A 17651-nucleotide genomic window follows, 5' to 3' on the forward strand; every position below is an offset into this window, starting at 1 on the left:
CTACGCCGCAGAAGTCACCCGGTAGACGTCGTAGACGCCCTCGACGTTGCGGACCACGTTCAGAACGTGGCCGAGGTGTTTGGGGTCGCCCATCTCGAAGGTGAAGCGGCTGACGGCAACCCGGTCGTCTGAGGTGGTCACCTGCGCGGACAGGATGTTGACCTTCTCGTCGGCCAGCACCCGCGTGACGTCGGAGAGCAACCGATGCCGGTCCAGTGCCTCGACCTGGATCGCCACCAGGAACACCGACGTGGGACCGGGTGCCCAGTGCACCTCGATGATCCGCTCGGACTGCTCCTGCAGGGATTCCGCATTGGTGCAGTCGGTGCGGTGGACGCTGACTCCCCCGCCGCGGGTGACGAACCCCATGATCTCGTCGCCGGGCACCGGGGTGCAGCACTTGGCCAGCTTCGAGAGCACGCCCGGGGCACCGGGCACCGACACCCCGACGTCCTCGCTACTGCGTTGGCGCACCGGCAGATTCGACGGTGTCGACCGTTCGGCGATCGCGTCCTCGGCGTCGTCGGCGCCACCGAGGTGCGCGATCAGCCGCTGCACCACATGCTGGGCGGAGATGTGTCCCTCGCCGACGGCGGTGTACAGCGCGGACACGTCGGCGTAGCGCAGCTCGCGCGCCAGCGCCACCATCGACTCGCCGTTGACCAAGCGCTGCAAGGGAAGTCCGCCGCGGCGCACCTCGCGCGCGATGGCGTCCTTGCCGGATTCCAGCGCCTCCTCGCGACGTTCCTTGGCGAACCACTGCCGGATCTTGGCCTTGGCCCGCGGCGAGACGACGAAGCCCTGCCAGTCCCGGGACGGGCCTGCGTTCGGGGCCTTGGAGGTGAAAACCTCCACCACTTCCCCGTTTTCGAGTTTGCGCTCCAGGGCGACCAGTCGGCCGTTGACCCGTGCCCCGATGCAGCGGTGGCCCACCTCGGTGTGGACCGCGTAGGCGAAGTCCACCGGAGTGGACCCCGTCGGCAGGGTGATCACATCGCCCTTCGGGGTGAAGACGAAGATCTCCTGGACCGCCAGGTCGTAGCGCAGCGATTCGAGGAACTCACCCGGGTCGGCAGCCTCCCGCTGCCAGTCGAGCAGCTGCCGCATCCAGGCCATGTCGTCGATCTCCGCGGCGGCGTGGCTGACCGGAACACCGTTGCGGCCCTTGGCCTCTTTGTATCGCCAATGCGCGGCGATGCCGTACTCCGCGGTGCGGTGCATGTCACGGGTGCGGATCTGCACCTCCAGCGGCTTGCCCTCCGGACCGACGACGGTGGTGTGCAGCGACTGGTAGACACCGAACCGCGGCTGCGCGATGTAGTCCTTGAACCGGCCTGCCATCGGCTGCCACAGCGAATGCACCACGCCGACGGCGGCGTAACAGTCGCGGATCTCCTCGCACAGGATCCGCACGCCCACCAGGTCGTGGATGTCGTCGAAGTCGCGGCCCTTGACGATCATCTTCTGATAGATCGACCAGTAGTGCTTGGGGCGGCTCTCCACCGTCGCGTCGATCCGCGAAGCATTCAGCGTCGCAACGATTTCCGCGCGAACCCGGGCCAGATAGGTGTCCCGAGACGGCGCCCGGTCGGCCACCAGCCGGACGATCTCCTCGTACCGCTTGGGATGCAGGATGGCGAAGGACAGATCCTCCAGCTCCCACTTGACCGTGGCCATGCCGAGCCGATGCGCCAGCGGGGCAATGACTTCCAGCGTCTCACGCGCCTTGCGGGCCTGCTTCTCCGGCGGCAGGAACCGCATGGTGCGCATGTTGTGCAGCCGGTCGGCGACCTTGATCACCAGCACCCGCGGATCCCGGGCCATCGCGATGATCATCTTGCGGATGGTCTCGGCCTCGGCCGCGGTCCCGAGCACCACCCGGTCCAGCTTGGTGACCCCGTCGACGAGGTGCGCGACCTCCTCACCGAAGTCGGCGGTCAGCGTCTCCAGCGAATAGCCGGTGTCCTCGACGGTGTCGTGCAGCAGGGCGGCGACCAGCGTGGTGGTGTCCATGCCCAACTCGGCCAGGATGTTGGCCACCGCCAGCGGATGCGTGATGTACGGGTCACCGGAGCGCCGCATCTGGGTGGCGTGGCGCTCCTCGGCGACCGCGTACGCCCGCTGCAGCATCGACAGGTCGGCCTTGGGGTAGATCTCCCGGTGCACCGCCACCAGCGGCTCCAGCACCGGGTTGATGGTGCTGCGCTGTGCGGTCATCCGGCGGGCCAACCGGGCCCGCACCCGACGCGACGCGCTGGTCGACGGGCGTCCCGGGGTCTGGGCCGGTGGCTGCTCGGCGGGCGGCACCGCAACCGGACTGTTCTCCGCGGCCGCGACCGTCTGCTGCTCCTCGGCCACCTCCGTCACCTCCGCTCGCACCAACGCCTGAGCACCCCAGACTAGTCCCCGGGACCTCAGACGGCGTGCAGGCTGGTCACCGACAGCGGCGCCACCGCCGCGCGGCCGCCCAGCTCGGCGAGCTCCAGCACGACGGCCGCGCCCGGAACCGTGGCCCCGGCGCGCTCCAGCAGACGCAACGCGGCCAGCAGGGTGCCCCCGGTGGCCAGCACGTCGTCGATGACGAACACCGATCGGCCGGCCAGGGCGATCCCGTCGGCGGGGATCTCCAGCGTGGCGGTGCCGTATTCGAGGGCGTATTCCTCGCGGTGCACCGGCGGCGGTAGTTTCCCGCCCTTGCGCACGGCCAGCACGCCGGTGCCCATCTTGATGGCGACCGCGGCTCCGAGCAGGAAACCCCGCGCGTCCAGGCCGGCGATCAGGTCGGCCCCGGCGGCGGCCTCGGCGAGCGCGCAGGTGACGGCGTCCAGGCCGCGGCTGTCGGCCAGCAGCGGGGTGAGGTCCTTGAACTGCACACCCGGCTCGGGAAAGTCGGCGACCTCCCGCGTCATCGATGCGACCAGGGCACCGATCTCGGTGTCGGTCATGCGCCGATCATTCCGGAGCTCATTTCCGCAGCACCCAGCGGTCCATGTTCCAGCCCGCGCCCCAGCGCGTCGGGTTGCTGCTCACCGCGTAGGCCTTCGACGAGACCAGCAGGGTGCGCTGCTGGCGGTACAGCGGCAGGGTGGGCATGTCGTTCCACAGCACCGGCGCGCCCTCGGCCAGCAACCGGACCTGCTCCTTGGGGTCCACGGTGATGGCCAATTCGCTGATGATCCGGTCGATCTGACCGTTGGCGTAGCGCGACAGGTTGTCCCCGTTGCCGGCGAACAAGGTGTAGGCGTCCACGGCCGAGGCGCCGCTGGAGCCGGCGCCCGTGGCGCCGCCGGTGCTCGCGATCAGGACGTCGATCTGCCCGTCGAGCAGGGCCCGCGGGCCGACCGTCTCCGCGCCGGCATCCTGCACGGTGATGCCCGCCGGCGCGCACGCCTTCGCGATGGCTCCGACGGTGGCCGCCAGCCGCGCGTTCGGCGTCTGGTATCCGATGCGCACGTTCAACGGTGCCCCGCCGAGGGCGTCGCGGGCGGCATCGGGATTGCCGATCAGGAACTGGCCGGCCTCGGGGATGCCCTCGGCCTGGGTGAGCGCGTCCTCGGCCGCCGGGTTGAGCCGTGAATTACTCACCGGCGCTTCGGCGCTGCGGGCGATCGCGTCCCGCGGGGTGCAGAACGCCAGCGCCCGGCGGGCCTCCACCGGCGCCAGCGGCCCCTGCGGCGCGAAGATGAGCTGCTCGATGCCCGCCGAGGCGAACTCCACCCGCTCGTAGCCGTCGGGCGTGGTGAGCGTGCCGGAGGAGCCGGCGGCGATGTCGACGATGTCGAAGGTCGCGTCGTTGATCCGGTCCTGCACCTCGATGCCGTGCGGCCAGACGATCACCCTCGGCGTCTCGGCCGGAGTGCCCCACCATTTCTCGTTGGTCACCAGGACCACCGAGCCGTCCTCGCGCACCGCCTCGATCCGGTAGGGACCCGAGGACGGGAAGTGCTTGAGGTCGATGTCCGGCTTCAGGTCCCACAGCGTGTTCCACAACCCGGCGATCCGGTCGATCTGCGCGATGTCGTTGGCCTGGATGGCGGTGGTGACGCCGCCCTCGCCGAGCCCCAGCTCGTCGGCCAGCACGTGCGAGGGCAGCAGGCTGGTGGCGGTGAACAGCTGGGTGAATTCGGCGAAGTTGCGCTCCACGGCGAACGACACCCGCGCCCGCTTCTGGCCGGGTGCGCAGTCGATGGCGGCGATGTCGATGTAGCCGGCGCGGCTCGCCGACTGGAACGCCGGGTACCGACCGGACTGCGCCGCCCAGGTCAGCACCATGTCGTCACAGGTGATCGGCTTGCCGTCGGAATAGACGGCGTTGTCGGCGATCTGGTAGTCGAGCACCAGCGGCTCCCGGCCGACCACCGAGATGGAGCCGAAGTCGTTGTCGGCCACCACTTGTCCGTCCGGGCCGTGGTAGCCGAACCCGCTGAGCACCCGGGCGAATGCCTGCGGCCCCGCGGAGGCGGAGCCGACGACGGAGTTGGTGTTGTAGGTGATCAGGGTGCCGTCGACGGCGTAGTCGATCTGGTCCTGCGCGCCGCTGCCACAGCCCACCAACGCCGCCACCAGCACGGCGATCACCGCCATCGCCGCTGCGGCGGGCCGTCGTCGCATTCGCGCCATGCTCACACCTACGGTTGCGGGTTGCGCTTACCCGAGGGCCGCCCGGTGCGTCGCGCCGAGGGCCGGGACGGACGGCTGGGCCGCGCCCCGGGTGCCGGGGTGCGCGTCGCCGTCGCCTTCGCAACCACCGTGTCGTCGGCCGAAGCGGTGTCGTCGGCCTCGGCGGTGTCGTCGTCGGCGGACTCGTCGGTGTCGGAGTTCCCGGCCGCCCGCGCCCGCTTGCGCATGACGCGGCGGGTGTGGTTACGGACCTGCTCGGTGCGCTCCCGCATCGTCACCAGCAGCGGGGTGGCGAAGAAGATCGACGAGTAGCAGCCCACGATGACGCCGACCAACTGCACCAGCGCCAGGTCCTTGAGGGTGCCGACACCCAACAGCCAGACCGCGACCACGATCAGAGCGATGATCGGCAACACCGAGATGACCGTGGTGTTGATGGACCGCATGAAGGTCTGGTTCACCGCGAGGTTCGCGTGTTCGGCGTAGGTGCGTCGGGTGGTGTGCTCGAAGCCCTCGGTGTTCTCCTCGACCTTGTCGAACACGATCACCGTGTCGTAGAGCGAGAAGCCCAGGATGGTGAGCAGGCCGATCACTGTCGCGGGCGTGACCTCGAATCCGACCAGGGCGTAGATGCCGGCGGTCACGATCAGGTCGAAGAACATCGTCGCCATCGCGGCGGTCGCCATGTACCGCTCGTAGCGCACCGTGATGTAGACGGTGACGATCAGGACGAAGACCAGCAGCGCGATCAGCGCCTTCTGGGTGATCTGCCCGCCCCAGGTTTCGGACACCGCCGAGTCGCTGACCGCCAGCGGGCTCGGCTGACCGTCGGCGCCGAGTGGCTGGAAGGCCTCGAAGAGCGCCTCCCGCAGCGCGGCCGTCTGCTCGTTGTCCAGGGTCTCCGAGCGGATCTGGACGGTGGCCGAGGAGCCGCTGCCCACGATGACCACCGACTCCGGCTCGGTGCCGATGGTGTCGGTGAACACCGTCTCCACCTGCTCGACGGTGACCTCACCGCGGGGCATCGAGACCTTGGTCCCGCCTTCGAAGTCGATGCCGAAGGTGAAGCCGCGCAGCAGCATCGCCCCGATGGCGATCGCGACGATCGCGCCGCTGATGAGGAACCACATCTTGCGCCGGCCGACGACCTCGAACGCGCCGGTGCCGGTGTAGAGCCGGGTGAACAGGCTGTGTTTCGGCAGGGCGGCGCCGGTGGCCGGGGCCTCCTCGGCGCTGCTCTCGGTCACCTCGGGATCGGTATCTGCTGTCATCTCGCTCTTCTTGCCGGCCATCGCGTTACCCCCGTCCCGCCGAATGGGCTGCCGCCCGACGCTCGCGCGCGATCTGCTGCACCGCGCCCAAACCGTTGAACGACGGCTTGGCCATGATTGTCGACTTGGACGCCAGGTACACCAGCGGCCAGGTCACCAGGAACACCACGACGACGTCGAGGATGGTGGTCAGTCCGAGGGTGAACGCGAAGCCCTTGACCTGGCCGACGGCCAGGAAGTACAGCACCGCCGCGGCGATGAAGCTGACCGCGTTGCCGGACAGGATCGTCTTCCGGGCGCGCGCCCAGCCTCGAGGTACCGCGGAGCGGAACGTTCGACCCTCGCGGATCTCGTCCTTGATGCGCTCGAAGAACACCACGAACGAGTCGGCGGTCATACCGATACCGATCACCAGACCGGCGATGCCCGCGAGGTCCAGCGTGTAGCCGATGTATCGGCCCAGTAGCACCAGCAGCGCGTAGACGAACGCGCCGGAGGCCACCAGCGACAGCGCCACCAGAACGCCCAGCGCCCGGTAATACAGCAGCGCGTAGACCAGCGTCAGGGCCAGACCCACGGCGCCGGCGATCAGGCCCGCCCGCAGGGACGACAATCCCAGTGTGGCGGAGACGGTTTCGGCCTCCGAGGACTCGAAGGACAGCGGCAGCGAACCGTACTTCAGGACGTTGGCCAGCTCGCGCGAATCGTTGGCGTTGAAGTTGCCGGTGATCTGGGTGCGCCCACCGGGGATCGCCTGCCGGATCTGGGGGGCGCTGACGACCTGCGAGTCCAGGGTGAACGCGGTCTGGGTGCCGACGTTGGCCGCGGTGAAGTCCGCCCAGGTGTCGACGGCCGCGCCGGTGAACTCCAGGTCGACGACGTACTGGCCGCCCTGCTGATCGAACCCGGAGGTGGCGTTCTTGATGTCCTCGCCGCTGATGATCGAGGGCTCCAGCACGTAGACCGTGCTGTCGTCGGTGGAGCAGGTGACCAGGGGCAGCGCTGGGTCGTCGTTGCCGGCCAGGACGTCTTCCTGACCGCAGCGCTCCGCGACGTAGGGCACGGCCAGGTACATCAGGATGTTCTGGTTGGTGTTCTGGCGCAGTTGCTTCTCGAAGTTGATCCGTCCGGCGAGGTCCTTGCGGGCCTCCGGCGACGGGGTCGCGTCGGTGCCCGCGGGGGCGTCGGTGGGCTCGGGCTCGGCCGGCGCCTCGTTCGGATCGGGAGCCGGGGTGGGGCTCGGCGCGGGCTCCAGCGGGTACGGCCGCGGCTGCGGCGCCGGGGCGGGAGCCTCTCCGGCCGGTGGCAGCTGCTCGGCCGGCAGACCCGGAACGTCGGGCGCGGCGGGGGCACCGGGCGCGGCGGGGGCACCCGGCAGGCCCGGGATTTCGGGCATGCCCGGCAAGCCTGGCATCTCCGGCAGTCCGGGCTGCTGGCCGGGAGCGCCTTCGCCGCCCTGCTCGGCGGCCGCGCGCAGCTGATCGGCGGGGTAGGCCTGCGCCACCGGGCGGACGAACAGCCGCGCGGTCTGGCCCAGGTTGCGCGCCTCGTTGCCGTCGTTACCGGGAACGGTGATCACCAGGTTGTCGCCGTCGATGATCACCTCGGATCCCGACACACCCAGCCCGTCGACGCGGGAGGTGATGATCTGCTGCGCCTGCAGCAGGGCTTCCCTGGTGGGCGCGGAGCCGTCCGGCGTCCGCGCGGTCAGCGTGACGCGGGTACCACCCTGCAGGTCGATACCCAGCTTGGGTTCGGCCTCTTTGTTCCCGGTGAAGAACACCAGCAGGAAAGCGCCGATGAGAAATACCAGGAACAGCGACAGGTAGCGGTACGGATGCACCGGCGCCGTAGACGATGCCACGTTTTTGTGTCTCCTCGGTGTTCGTCTCGGGCGGTCGGTTCGCCCGCAACCGCAAAGGGTACGTGCCCGCCCCTTCGCTCAGTTGGTCAGCGGCCGGTGTCGAAGGACGTGTCGCTGTCGGTGGTCTCGATCTCGTCTTCCGGCTCGTCGACCTCGGGCTCGATCTTGTCGCGGATGGCCAGCTTCATCCAGGTGGTGACCACGCCCGGGGCGATCTCCAGGTCGACATAGTCGTCGGTGATCGCGGTGATGGTGGCCTGCAGGCCGGAGGTGGTGTGCACCCGGTCCCCGATACGCAGCGATTCGTGCAGGTCAATCGTGGCTTGCATGGCCTTGCGCTGACGGCGCGACGCAAAGAACATGAACGCGCCCAGGATGATGATCAGCGGTAAAAGAGTGATGATTTCCATGACGTTCCAACGTCTCCTCGAGCTTGTGAAGCGGTCTGTGATGAAGTCGCGTCCCGCTTGCTCGGCAGCAGGTCAACGGGCCTCGTATGTGCATAGTGTGCCATTGCGGCACGACGACAATCCCGACCGGTCGCTCCGGGCCCTTGGGCGGCTCGCGCCGAGGACGCGAAACCGATCGAGGTGACGCGTGGCCAGACTACGCTCGATGCGTGACCGACCTGGAACAGAGCCGTCTGCTCGTCACCGAAATCCCCGGTCCCCGCTCGGTTGATCTGGCCGCGCGCAAGACCTCGGCCGTCTCGGCAGGTATCGGCACCGTCATGCCGGTGTTCTGCGCGCGGGCCGGCGGCGGGATCATCGAGGACGTCGACGGCAACCGCCTCATCGACCTGGGCTCGGGCATCGCGGTCACCACGATCGGCAACGCCTCGCTCCGGGTGGTCGAGGCGGTGGGAGCCCAGGCGGCGAGGTTCACCCACACCTGCTTCATGGTGACGCCGTACGAGGAGTACATCGCGGTGGCCGAGCAGCTCAACCGGCTCGCGCCGGGGTCCGGCGAGAAGCGTTCGGTGCTGTTCAACTCCGGGGCCGAGGCCGTGGAGAACGCCGTCAAGATCGCGCGCTGCTACACCGGCAAGCAGGCCGTCGTCGCCTTCGACCACGGTTATCACGGGCGGACCAACCTGACGATGGCGCTGACCGCCAAGTCGATGCCCTATAAGCACGGTTTCGGGCCGTTTGCTCCCGAGATCTATCGGGCGCCGCTGTCCTACCCGTACCGCGACGGCCTGGTCGACAAGGAATTGGGCACCAACGGCGAGCTGGCCGCCGAACGCGCCATCGACGTCATCGACAAACAGATCGGCGCGGCCAATCTGGCGGCGATGATCATCGAGCCCATCGCCGGCGAGGGCGGCTTCATCGTCCCGGCGCCCGGCTTCCTGCCGACGCTGTTGGCGTGGTGCCGCGACAACGACGTGGTGTTCATCGCCGACGAGGTGCAAACCGGGTTCGCCCGTACCGGGGCGATGTTCGCCTGCGAGCACGAGGGCATCGAACCCGACCTGATCTGCACCGCCAAGGGCATCGCCGACGGCTTACCGTTGTCGGCGGTGACCGGTCGGGCCGAGATTGTCGACGCCCCACACGTTTCCGGCCTCGGCGGCACCTACGGCGGCAACCCGATCGCGTGTGCGGCGGCGCTGGCCACCATCGACACCATCGAGCGCGACGGCCTGGTCGAACGGGCCCGGCAGATCGAAGTGCTGATGAAGGATCGGCTGGGCCGGCTCCAGGCCGACGACGACCGGATCGGCGACGTGCGCGGGCGCGGCGCGATGATCGCCGTCGAACTGGTCGAGAGCGGGACCGCCATACCGGACGCGGACCTCACCAAGGGGCTCGCCGCCGCTGCCCACGCGGCCGGTGTAGTGGTGCTGACCTGCGGAACCTACGGCAACGTGCTGCGATTCCTGCCGCCGTTGACCATCAGCGACGAGCTTCTCACCGAAGCTCTCGACATCCTCGCCGGGTTGCTGGCCGAGCTATAGCCGTCAGTGCGACACCGGCGTCCGATGCGTCCGATGCCGGCCGAACCGCTGGGCCAGCCGCTCCTTGAGCGTGCTGCGGGACCGCCGGACGGTCGGTTCGGTCACCGTCTCGCCGTTGCGATCCGCGGCCACCGGGGTGTCCTCCCGGACCACCTTTTCGTCGGCGGTCGCCGGCTCGGCGGCGACCGGCGCGGCCGGGGCCACCCGCTCGTCGCGGGCCAGCCGTTCGTGGCGGGCCGACACGTCATCGTGGTCAGCGTGCGGAACCACCCCGACCCGGCGTTCGGCGTATTCGATGTCCCGCACGGTGCGCACCGACAGGCGGCCCAGCGCCACGGCGCCCAGGAACACCACGAAGGCGCCCAGGGCGGAGAAGTACGCCAACTCCAGTGCGACCGTCTTGGCCGCTGTCGTCGCGGCGGGCTCGCCGATCTCGCCCACGTTGAGCGTCGCGGCGAAGGTGCGGCCGACGATGAACCAGACGCCGGCGGCCACGGCCAACCACCCACCCAGCATCGCGGTGGCGCGGTTGCGGGTCAGCAGCAGCATCAGCCCGCCCAGGACGGCCACCGCGCCGGGCAGCACCTCGAGCCAGCCCCGCGCCTCGGTCCACACCCAGGCTTCGTCCGGGTTGTACGCGAAGTTCAGGTAGGGCCCCACAAACGGGATCAGGGCACCCCAGATGCCCAGCAGGACGAGTAACAGCCCGCTCGCCGCGCCGCGGCTACGGGCAATGTGGAACCGGCTCCCCCAGGGACGTGCCGGCGTGTCGTAGGTGTTCATGATGTCTCTCCCATCGCTGGGATACGCATACCCGCACCGGGACGCACGGAACCATCCCCGGAGGGGCGGGTCAGAAGGGTGGTGGGTCCGGTGGTGGTTCGGGGTTTTGGGCGTAGTGCGCGGCGTTGAGGTTGCGTTGGTAGGTGATGCGCGCGGCGCGGTCCTGGGCGCGGGTGATGCGGCGGGTGGGCATGGCGTGGCCGCGGCCCGGGGCCGGCGGCGCGGTCGCGGCGGACACCTCGAGGACCCCGGTGGGGCGGGCCAGCAGCGGAAACAGTTGCCTACCATGGGGTTTGGTGGCATAGGTGTGCCCGGTCGGCGCCGTCCACAGCACCGTGCCATTCGGCAACTGGGTATCGGTCCACCACCGCGGCCCGGTGTAGAACGTCTTCAACAAATGATGCGCACGACACAGCAACTTCAGGTTCGACGCATGCGTGGGACCCTGCGGCCACGGCACCGTATGGTCGATGTCGCACACCTCGGCGCGCGCCTCACAACCCGGGAACCGGGGTCAGATCCCGGGCCCGCACAAAATTCGCCAACGCCGCCGAGTGCCGGTACCGCGGCTCGGCCGCGCTGTTGACCCCCGGATGAGGCAGCGAGGCCTTCGTGGTGGCCGCGGCGACCGCCGCGGCCAGGGCCTGCGCGTCGAGGAACCCGAACCCGGGAATGTAGCCGCGCTGCCCGGCCGGGTCGGTCAGCACCGTGATCACCACCTCCGGTGCCGCCGGGGCCGGCGCACCGGCCGTGGGGCACTCGGCCTGCCCGCACCGACACGCCAACCGCGTCGCCCCGACCGACAAGGCCCCGACCGCATCGGCGCGGCGTTGGGCCTTGGTCCGCGGATCGGCGGCACACACCGTGGCCGCCAGCTGCTCCAGCCGGGTATCGAAGGCGATCGCGTCCGGCGCGGCCAAAGTACCCCACAACTCGGCGGTCCCCTCGGTCTCCGCCCCGATGCCGACCTCACGGTCCTCGACCCGATCGCGCGCCGGCTTGGCCGCCAGCCGATCGATCTCGAGCACACAGGCATCGATCACCTCGGCGAGCTTCTTGCGCGACAACCGGTTCCACCGATGCACCTGCCGCGCCAACGCCCGATCCAACACCGCCACATCAGCATCATCGAGCACCAACTCGGTCCGCGACACAATCGCCGCGACCACCCGATAATCCACCCGCCCGGCGGCGAACACCGCAGCCACCTTCGGCAACCGCTCGAACAAGCTCGTCGCCACCCGGATCACCCCCGCCGCCCGGGCCCGGCTGATCCCCAACGCACACCCCACCTCGGCACTGACCTGCTCATGACCATCGATGAGCCACTGCTCGCGCTCCTCGGCATCGACCTCCTGCAAACGCCGATGAAACAACTCCGCCACCGCGGCCAACCGCCGCGCCGCCGTGGCCGCCTCCCACCGCGCCGCAGCCCCCATCGCCTCGATCAACCCAGCCGTATCCCGCCCCCTCACCTCACTGACCGGCGGCAACACGTCCATATCGAACATACGAGCGAGTATGCCACCAGGGGCAGACAAGACGCGGTCAGTCGAAGATCGACTGCTGCCCCAGCCCGGCGGCGCCGGGTGGTGGCGTCAGACCCAGGTGGGTCCAGGCCTGGGCGGTGGCCACCCGGCCCCGCGGGGTGCGGGCGATCATGCCGGCGCGCACCAGGAAGGGCTCGCAGACCTCCTCCACGGTGGTGGCCTCCTCGCCCACCGCGACCGCCAGCGTCGAGACACCGACCGGTCCCCCGCCGAAACTGCGGGTGAGCGCCGACAGCACGGCCCGGTCCAACCGGTCGAGACCCAGCTCGTCCACGTCGTACACCTCGAGCGCGGCCTTGGCGATGTCTCGGGTGATGATGCCGTCGGCGCGCACCTCCGCGTAGTCACGCACCCGACGCAGCAGCCGGTTGGCAATGCGCGGGGTACCGCGCGCGCGGCGGGCGATCTCTGCGCCCGCCTCCGTTCCCAGCTCGATGCCCAGGATGCCCGCCGACCGGGACAACACCCGCTCGAGTTCGGCCGGCTCATAGAAGTCCATGTGGGCGGTGAAACCGAACCGGTCCCGCAGCGGCCCCGTCAACGCCCCGGACCGAGTTGTCGCGCCCACCAACGTGAACGGAGCCACCTCGAGCGGAATGGACGTCGCGCCGGGTCCCTTGCCCACCACCACGTCGACCCGGAAGTCCTCCATGGCCAGGTACAGCATTTCCTCGGCCGGGCGGGCGATGCGGTGGATCTCGTCGATGAACAGCACGTCGTGCTCGACGAGGTTGGACAGCATGGCGGCCAGGTCCCCCGCGCGCTCCAGCGCCGGGCCGGAGGTGACCCGCAACGACGAGCCGAGTTCGGCCGCGATGATCATGGCCAGCGAGGTCTTGCCGAGCCCCGGCGGCCCGGACAGCAGGATGTGATCCGGTGTGCCGCCGCGATTCTTGGCGCCCTCGATCACCAGTTGGAGCTGCTCACGCACGCGGGGTTGACCGATGAACTCGCCCAACGACCGGGGCCGCAGGCTCGCGTCGATGTCCCCCTCACCCACCGTCAGGGCGGGCGAGACCTCGCGCTCCTCGACATCCTCGTCGTCGTCATCGAACCGGCTCATTTGTTCTTACCCAACAGGTTCAGCGCGGACCGCAGGGCGCTCGACGTGGTGGCGTCCCGATCCAGCGCCAACACCTTGTCGGTGGCGTCCTCGGCCTGCTTTACTGGGAACCCCAGTCCGACAAGGGCTTCCACGACCGGCGTGCGCACCCCGGGCGCGCCGGCCCCGGCCGTCGTCGTCGACGCCGAACTGGCGCCGATCTTGTCCCGCAGCTCCAACACCAGACGCTCGGCGCTGCGCTTGCCGATGCCCGGCACCCGGGTCAGCGCGGCGATGTCACCGTCGGCCAGCGCAGCCCGCAGCGTGGGCGCGTCGTAGACCGCCAGCGTCGCCATGGCGATCTTCGGCCCCACCCCGGAGACCCCGAGCAGGGTGTTGAAGACGTCGCGGGCGTCGGCATCGGCGAAGCCGTACAACGTCATGGAGTCCTCGCGGACGATCATCGCGGTGATCAGCCGCGTCTCGTCCCCGCGGCGCAGGGTCGCCAGCGTCGACGGGGTGGCCATCACCTTGTAGCCCACCCCGGCCGCCTCCACGACGGCGTGATCCAGCGCGATGTCGATGACCTCACCACGAATCGAGGCGATCATCGGGCCACCTTCGCTTTCGCCTTGGCCGTCGCCTTCAGAGTGGCCTGGTATTTGCGGCGCTGCTCGGCGGCCATGGCCTCGGCCGCGGCCATCCGCGCGATCATCGGCGCCCGCCAGCAATGGCAGATGGCCAGCGCCAGCGCGTCGGCCGCGTCCGCGGGCGTCGGTTTCTGCTGCAAGGCAAGGATTTTCGTGACCATCGTGGTCACCTGCGCCTTGTCGGCGCGGCCGTTGCCGGTGACCGCGGCCTTGACCTCGCTGGGGGTGTGGAAGTGCACGTCGATGTCCCGGCGGGCCGCCGCGAGGGCGATCACCCCGCCGGCCTGCCCGGTGCCCATGGCGGTATTGGCGTTCTGATTGGAGAACACCCGCTCGATCGCGACGACGTCGGGACGGTGGGTGTCCATCCAATATTCGACGGTGTCGCTGATGATGAGCAGTCGTCGGTGCAACGGCTGATCGGCGGGGGTGCGCACCACGTCGACATCCAGCGCGGTGACGTTGCGACCCTTACCGCTCTCGATCACCGACAGCCCGCAGCGCGTCAACCCCGGGTCGACTCCCATCACGCGCACAGGCCCTCCTGGGTGCAGCTGGTAAGAACATGTGTTCGAACCACCCTAGCGTCCCGCACCCACGGTGTGGTGGAGGGACACGCACCCGCCGCGCCGGCCGGGCGTCACTCCTCGTCGAGCTGCGCGGCGACGTCGTCCGGGATCTCCATGTTGGTGTAGACGTCCTGGACGTCGTCGCTGTCCTCGAGCGCCTCGATCAGCTTGAGCACCTTGCGGGCACCCTCGAGATCGACCGGAACGGTCACCGACGGCTGGAAGCTGGCCTCCGCCGAGTCGTAGTCGATACCGGCGTCCTGCAGCGCAGTCCGCACCGCGACCAGGTCGCCCGGCTCGGAGATGACCTCGAACGCATCCCCCAGGTCGCTGACCTCTTCGGCGCCGGCCTCCAGCACGGCCGTCAGCACGTCGTCCTCGCTGAGGTCGTTCTTCTCCAGCGTGACGACGCCCTTGCGGGAAAACAGGTAGGAGACCGAGCCCGGATCCGCCATGTTGCCGCCGTTGCGGGTCATCGCCACCCGGACCTCGCCGGCGGCGCGGTTGCGGTTGTCGGTGAGGCATTCGATGAGCACCGCGACCCCGTTGGGGCCGTAGCCCTCGTAGGTGATGTCCTGCCAGTCGGCGCCGCCGGCCTCTTCGCCGCCGCCGCGTTTGCGCGCCCGTTCGATGTTGTCGTTGGGAACCGAGGCCTTCTTGGCCTTCTGGATCGCGTCGTACAGGGTGGGGTTGCCGGCCGGGTCACCGCCGCCCACTCGGGCCGCGACCTCGATTCCCTTGATCAGCTTCGCGAACATCTTGCCGCGCCTGGCATCGATGACGGCCTTCTTGTGCTTGGTGGTGGCCCACTTTGAATGTCCGGCCATTCAGGTACTACCTCATTCCCTCTGCTGCATCTGCGACTGCCGATTCTACGTGGGGGTTTGTCGGTTTACGGTGTTGGTGCTCGGCAGCGGCGTCCAGGTGGGGCAGCGTAGCCGCGATCAGGCGCGGCCGGTGACCATGTCGACGAAGAGCCGATGCACCCGCCGGTCGCCGGTCATCTCCGGGTGAAAGGACGTCGCCAGGCGCCGGCCCTGGCGCACGGCGACAATGTGCTCGCCGGCGCGGGCGAGCACCTCGACCTCGTCACCCACCCGCTCGACCCAGGGCGCCCGGATGAACACCGCATGCACGGGGCCCGCGATGCCACCGAAGGTCAATTCTTCCTCGAACGAGTCCACCTGACGGCCGAACGCGTTGCGGCGCACCGTCATATCGATACCGCTCAGCGGTACCGCCGCACGGCCGGCGACACCGGCGTCGAGAATCTCGGAGGCCAGCAGGATCATCCCGGCGCACGACCCGTAGGCCGGCATGCCCTCGGCCAACCGGGCCCGCAACGGTTCGAGCAGCTCGAACTCGCGCAGCAGATGACTCATGGCGGTGGACTCCCCGCCGGGGATCACCAGCGCGTCGACGGCGTCCAACTCGCCGAGGCGCCGGACCGTCGAGGCCTCGGCACCTGCCTCGTGCAGCGCGGCGAGGTGCTCGCGGGTATCGCCCTGCAGCGCCAGCACCCCGACCCGGGGCGTGCTCACCCGGGGGGCTTCGCGGTAGCCGACGTGTCCAGTTTGTATCGGGTCAGACCCTCCTGCATGACGGCAGCGACCATCTCGCCGTAGCGGTTGAAGATCTTGCCCTGGGTCAGCGCCCGCCCACCGCACGCCGAGGGCGAGGACTGGTCATACAGCAACCACTCGTCGGCGCGGAACGCGCGCATGAACCACATCGCGTGATCCAGCGAGGCCACCATCAGGTGTTTGCGTTCTTCCACGTGGTTGACCTGCGCGGAGCCCAACAACGTCAGATCGCTCATGTAGGCCAGGGCACAGATGTGCAGCACCGGGTCGTCGGGCAACGGATCGCGGTGGCGGAACCACACCTGCTGCTGGGAGGCCTTGCCGTCGCGGCGGGTCAGCTGATCCCGCGGCACGATGCGCACATCCCACTCGTCGAACTGCGCGAATCCGGCGTCGTCGAAGGCGCCGCCGGACCGGAAACCCGGCAGATCCTCGGGGCCGGGTGCGGCCGGCATCGCGTCCTGGTGCTCGATGCCGCTCTGATCGGTCTGGAACGACGCCGACATGGAGAAGATGGTCTGCCCGTGCTGTACGGCGCTGACCCGGCGAGTACAGAACGACCCGCCGTCGCGGATGCGCTCCACGAGATACACCGACGGCGCCCGCGCATCGCCGGGTCGCAGGAAATAGCCGTGCAGCGAATGCACCTCGAACTTCGGATCCACCGTCCGGACCGCCGAGACCAGCGACTGACCGGCTACGTGGCCACCGAAAGTACGTTGCAGAAAGCCGGATTCGGGACTGAACACGCCGCCCCGGTAGATGTCGACCTCGAGCTGCTCGAGATCAAGGATCTCCTCGATCGCCATTGCGGCCGCGATTACCAGCCGCGCGAGGCGAGCCGGTGCGGCTGCGCGATGTCCTCGACGTTGATGCCAACCATGGGTTCACCTAGGCCGCGCGAGACCCGCGCCAGCACGTCGGGGTCGTCGTGGAAGGTGGTGGCCTTGACGATGGCCGCGGCACGGGTCGCCGGATCGCCGGACTTGAAGATGCCCGAGCCTACGAACACGCCCTCGGCGCCGAGCTGCATCATCATCGCCGCGTCGGCCGGGGTGGCGATGCCGCCGGCGGTGAACAGCGTGACGGGCAGCTTGCCCGCGCGGGCCACCTCGGCGACCAGTTCGTAGGGCGCCTGCAATTCCTTGGCGGCCACGTACAGCTCGTCGGGCGACAGCGACGACAGCCGGCGGATCTCGCCGCCGATCTTGCGCATGTGGGTGGTGGCGTTGGAGACGTCACCGGTGCCGGCCTCACCCTTGGAGCGGATCATGGCCGCGCCCTCGGTGATGCGGCGCAGCGCCTCGCCCAGGTTGGTGGCCCCACACACGAAGGGGACGGTGAAGTTCCACTTGTCGATGTGGTGCTCGTAGTCGGCCGGGGTCAGCACCTCGGACTCGTCGATGTAGTCCACGCCGAGGCTCTGCAGAATCTGCGCCTCGACGAAGTGACCGATCCGCACCTTGGCCATCACGGGGATGGTGACCGCCGCGACGATGCCCTCGATCATGTCGGGGTCGCTCATCCGCGACACCCCGCCCTGAGCACGGATGTCGGCGGGCACCCGCTCGAGCGCCATCACCGCGACCGCGCCGGCGCCCTCGGCGATCTTGGCCTGCTCGGGGGTGACGACGTCCATGATGACGCCGCCCTTGAGCATCTCCGCCATGCCGCGCTTGACGCGGGCGGTTCCGGTCTGGCCACCGGCGGCCGATCCGTTGGTGTGAGCGACCTGGCCTTCTCGGCTGTCCACTGGTCT

The 17651-nt window shown here is 69.3% G+C and carries 17 protein-coding genes; 1 reads left to right on the forward strand and 16 read right to left on the reverse strand.

Annotated elements, in window-relative coordinates:
- The 6 genes from R2K23_RS13455 to yajC form a co-directional block, all read right to left on the reverse strand.
- Complete coding sequence (locus tag R2K23_RS13455) at positions 1 to 2358, reverse strand: RelA/SpoT family protein (protein WP_396891962.1); 2358 nt, start codon at positions 2356 to 2358, stop codon at positions 1 to 3.
- A gap of 56 nt (positions 2359 to 2414) precedes the next feature.
- Positions 2415 to 2945: an adenine phosphoribosyltransferase gene (locus R2K23_RS13460; RefSeq protein ID WP_316510102.1), complete on the reverse strand. Its 531-nt coding sequence runs from the start codon at positions 2943 to 2945 to the stop codon at positions 2415 to 2417.
- Positions 2946 to 2964: 19 nt separating this feature from the next.
- The gene (locus R2K23_RS13465) at positions 2965 to 4611 is read right to left on the reverse strand and encodes an ABC transporter substrate-binding protein (protein ID WP_396893592.1); all 1647 of its coding nucleotides are present in this window, start codon (positions 4609 to 4611) and stop codon (positions 2965 to 2967) included.
- Between the two features lie 17 nt (positions 4612 to 4628).
- Positions 4629 to 5912 carry a protein translocase subunit SecF gene (gene secF, locus R2K23_RS13470; RefSeq protein ID WP_396891964.1) on the reverse strand — a complete coding sequence of 428 codons (1284 nt, stop codon included), beginning with the start codon at positions 5910 to 5912 and terminating at the stop codon, positions 4629 to 4631.
- 4 nt (positions 5913 to 5916) lie between these two features.
- On the reverse strand, positions 5917 to 7755 hold the full coding sequence (gene secD / locus R2K23_RS13475; RefSeq protein WP_316510106.1) for a protein translocase subunit SecD: 1839 nt from the start codon (positions 7753 to 7755) through the stop codon (positions 5917 to 5919).
- 86 nt (positions 7756 to 7841) lie between these two features.
- On the reverse strand, positions 7842 to 8165 hold the full coding sequence (yajC, locus tag R2K23_RS13480; protein WP_316510107.1) for a preprotein translocase subunit YajC: 324 nt from the start codon (positions 8163 to 8165) through the stop codon (positions 7842 to 7844).
- A 209-nt stretch (positions 8166 to 8374) separates the two neighbouring features.
- Here yajC and gabT point away from each other — a divergent pair, with 209 nt between their 5' ends.
- Positions 8375 to 9715 carry a 4-aminobutyrate--2-oxoglutarate transaminase gene (gabT, locus tag R2K23_RS13485; RefSeq protein ID WP_316510108.1) on the forward strand — a complete coding sequence of 447 codons (1341 nt, stop codon included), beginning with the start codon at positions 8375 to 8377 and terminating at the stop codon, positions 9713 to 9715.
- A gap of 3 nt (positions 9716 to 9718) precedes the next feature.
- Here gabT and R2K23_RS13490 read toward each other — a convergent pair whose 3' ends face one another.
- From R2K23_RS13490 to pdxS, 10 genes are all read right to left on the reverse strand, one after another.
- The gene (locus R2K23_RS13490) at positions 9719 to 10498 is read right to left on the reverse strand and encodes a hypothetical protein (RefSeq protein WP_316510109.1); all 780 of its coding nucleotides are present in this window, start codon (positions 10496 to 10498) and stop codon (positions 9719 to 9721) included.
- A 70-nt stretch (positions 10499 to 10568) separates the two neighbouring features.
- Positions 10569 to 10979 carry an HNH endonuclease signature motif containing protein gene (locus R2K23_RS13495; protein ID WP_316510110.1) on the reverse strand — a complete coding sequence of 137 codons (411 nt, stop codon included), beginning with the start codon at positions 10977 to 10979 and terminating at the stop codon, positions 10569 to 10571.
- A 13-nt stretch (positions 10980 to 10992) separates the two neighbouring features.
- Positions 10993 to 12009 (reverse strand): DUF222 domain-containing protein, encoded by a 1017-nt coding sequence (locus R2K23_RS13500; protein WP_316510111.1) that lies wholly within the window; start codon positions 12007 to 12009, stop codon positions 10993 to 10995.
- A 37-nt stretch (positions 12010 to 12046) separates the two neighbouring features.
- Positions 12047 to 13111: a Holliday junction branch migration DNA helicase RuvB gene (gene ruvB / locus R2K23_RS13505; RefSeq protein WP_316510112.1), complete on the reverse strand. Its 1065-nt coding sequence runs from the start codon at positions 13109 to 13111 to the stop codon at positions 12047 to 12049.
- Complete coding sequence (gene ruvA / locus R2K23_RS13510) at positions 13108 to 13701, reverse strand: Holliday junction branch migration protein RuvA (protein WP_316510113.1); 594 nt, start codon at positions 13699 to 13701, stop codon at positions 13108 to 13110. Before ruvA ends, ruvB begins: the two co-directional genes overlap by 4 nt.
- On the reverse strand, positions 13698 to 14276 hold the full coding sequence (ruvC, locus tag R2K23_RS13515) for a crossover junction endodeoxyribonuclease RuvC (protein WP_316510114.1): 579 nt from the start codon (positions 14274 to 14276) through the stop codon (positions 13698 to 13700). The genes ruvA and ruvC overlap by 4 nt, the downstream gene beginning before the upstream one ends.
- Before the next feature lie 104 nt (positions 14277 to 14380).
- Positions 14381 to 15136 carry a YebC/PmpR family DNA-binding transcriptional regulator gene (locus R2K23_RS13520; RefSeq protein ID WP_316510115.1) on the reverse strand — a complete coding sequence of 252 codons (756 nt, stop codon included), beginning with the start codon at positions 15134 to 15136 and terminating at the stop codon, positions 14381 to 14383.
- Between the two features lie 117 nt (positions 15137 to 15253).
- A complete protein-coding gene (pdxT, locus tag R2K23_RS13525) occupies positions 15254 to 15850 on the reverse strand; it encodes a pyridoxal 5'-phosphate synthase glutaminase subunit PdxT (RefSeq protein ID WP_316510116.1) in 597 nt (198 codons plus the stop codon).
- Positions 15847 to 16701 carry an acyl-CoA thioesterase II gene (tesB, locus tag R2K23_RS13530; protein ID WP_316510117.1) on the reverse strand — a complete coding sequence of 285 codons (855 nt, stop codon included), beginning with the start codon at positions 16699 to 16701 and terminating at the stop codon, positions 15847 to 15849. Before tesB ends, pdxT begins: the two co-directional genes overlap by 4 nt.
- Positions 16702 to 16712: 11 nt before the next feature.
- Positions 16713 to 17645 carry a pyridoxal 5'-phosphate synthase lyase subunit PdxS gene (pdxS, locus tag R2K23_RS13535; protein ID WP_316510118.1) on the reverse strand — a complete coding sequence of 311 codons (933 nt, stop codon included), beginning with the start codon at positions 17643 to 17645 and terminating at the stop codon, positions 16713 to 16715.
- Positions 17646 to 17651: the final 6 nt, after the last annotated feature.

Origin of the sequence: Mycolicibacterium sp. MU0050 (assembly GCF_963378085.1) — a bacterium.
Lineage (GTDB): Bacteria > Actinomycetota > Actinomycetes > Mycobacteriales > Mycobacteriaceae > Mycobacterium > Mycobacterium wendilense.

Coding starts and splice junctions, on each gene's coding strand:
- R2K23_RS13465 (WP_396893592.1), bottom strand. CDS start 4,611: ATGCGACGACGGCCCGCCGCAGCGGCGATGGCGGTGATCGCCGTGCTG.
- secF (WP_396891964.1), bottom strand. CDS start 5,912: ATGGCCGGCAAGAAGAGCGAGATGACAGCAGATACCGATCCCGAGGTG.
- ruvB (WP_316510112.1), bottom strand. CDS start 13,111: ATGAGCCGGTTCGATGACGACGACGAGGATGTCGAGGAGCGCGAGGTC.
- R2K23_RS13490 (WP_316510109.1), bottom strand. CDS start 10,498: ATGAACACCTACGACACGCCGGCACGTCCCTGGGGGAGCCGGTTCCAC.
- R2K23_RS13500 (WP_316510111.1), bottom strand. CDS start 12,009: ATGTTCGATATGGACGTGTTGCCGCCGGTCAGTGAGGTGAGGGGGCGG.
- R2K23_RS13460 (WP_316510102.1), bottom strand. CDS start 2,945: ATGACCGACACCGAGATCGGTGCCCTGGTCGCATCGATGACGCGGGAG.
- tesB (WP_316510117.1), bottom strand. CDS start 16,701: ATGGCGATCGAGGAGATCCTTGATCTCGAGCAGCTCGAGGTCGACATC.
- yajC (WP_316510107.1), bottom strand. CDS start 8,165: ATGGAAATCATCACTCTTTTACCGCTGATCATCATCCTGGGCGCGTTC.
- ruvA (WP_316510113.1), bottom strand. CDS start 13,701: ATGATCGCCTCGATTCGTGGTGAGGTCATCGACATCGCGCTGGATCAC.
- R2K23_RS13520 (WP_316510115.1), bottom strand. CDS start 15,136: ATGGCCGGACATTCAAAGTGGGCCACCACCAAGCACAAGAAGGCCGTC.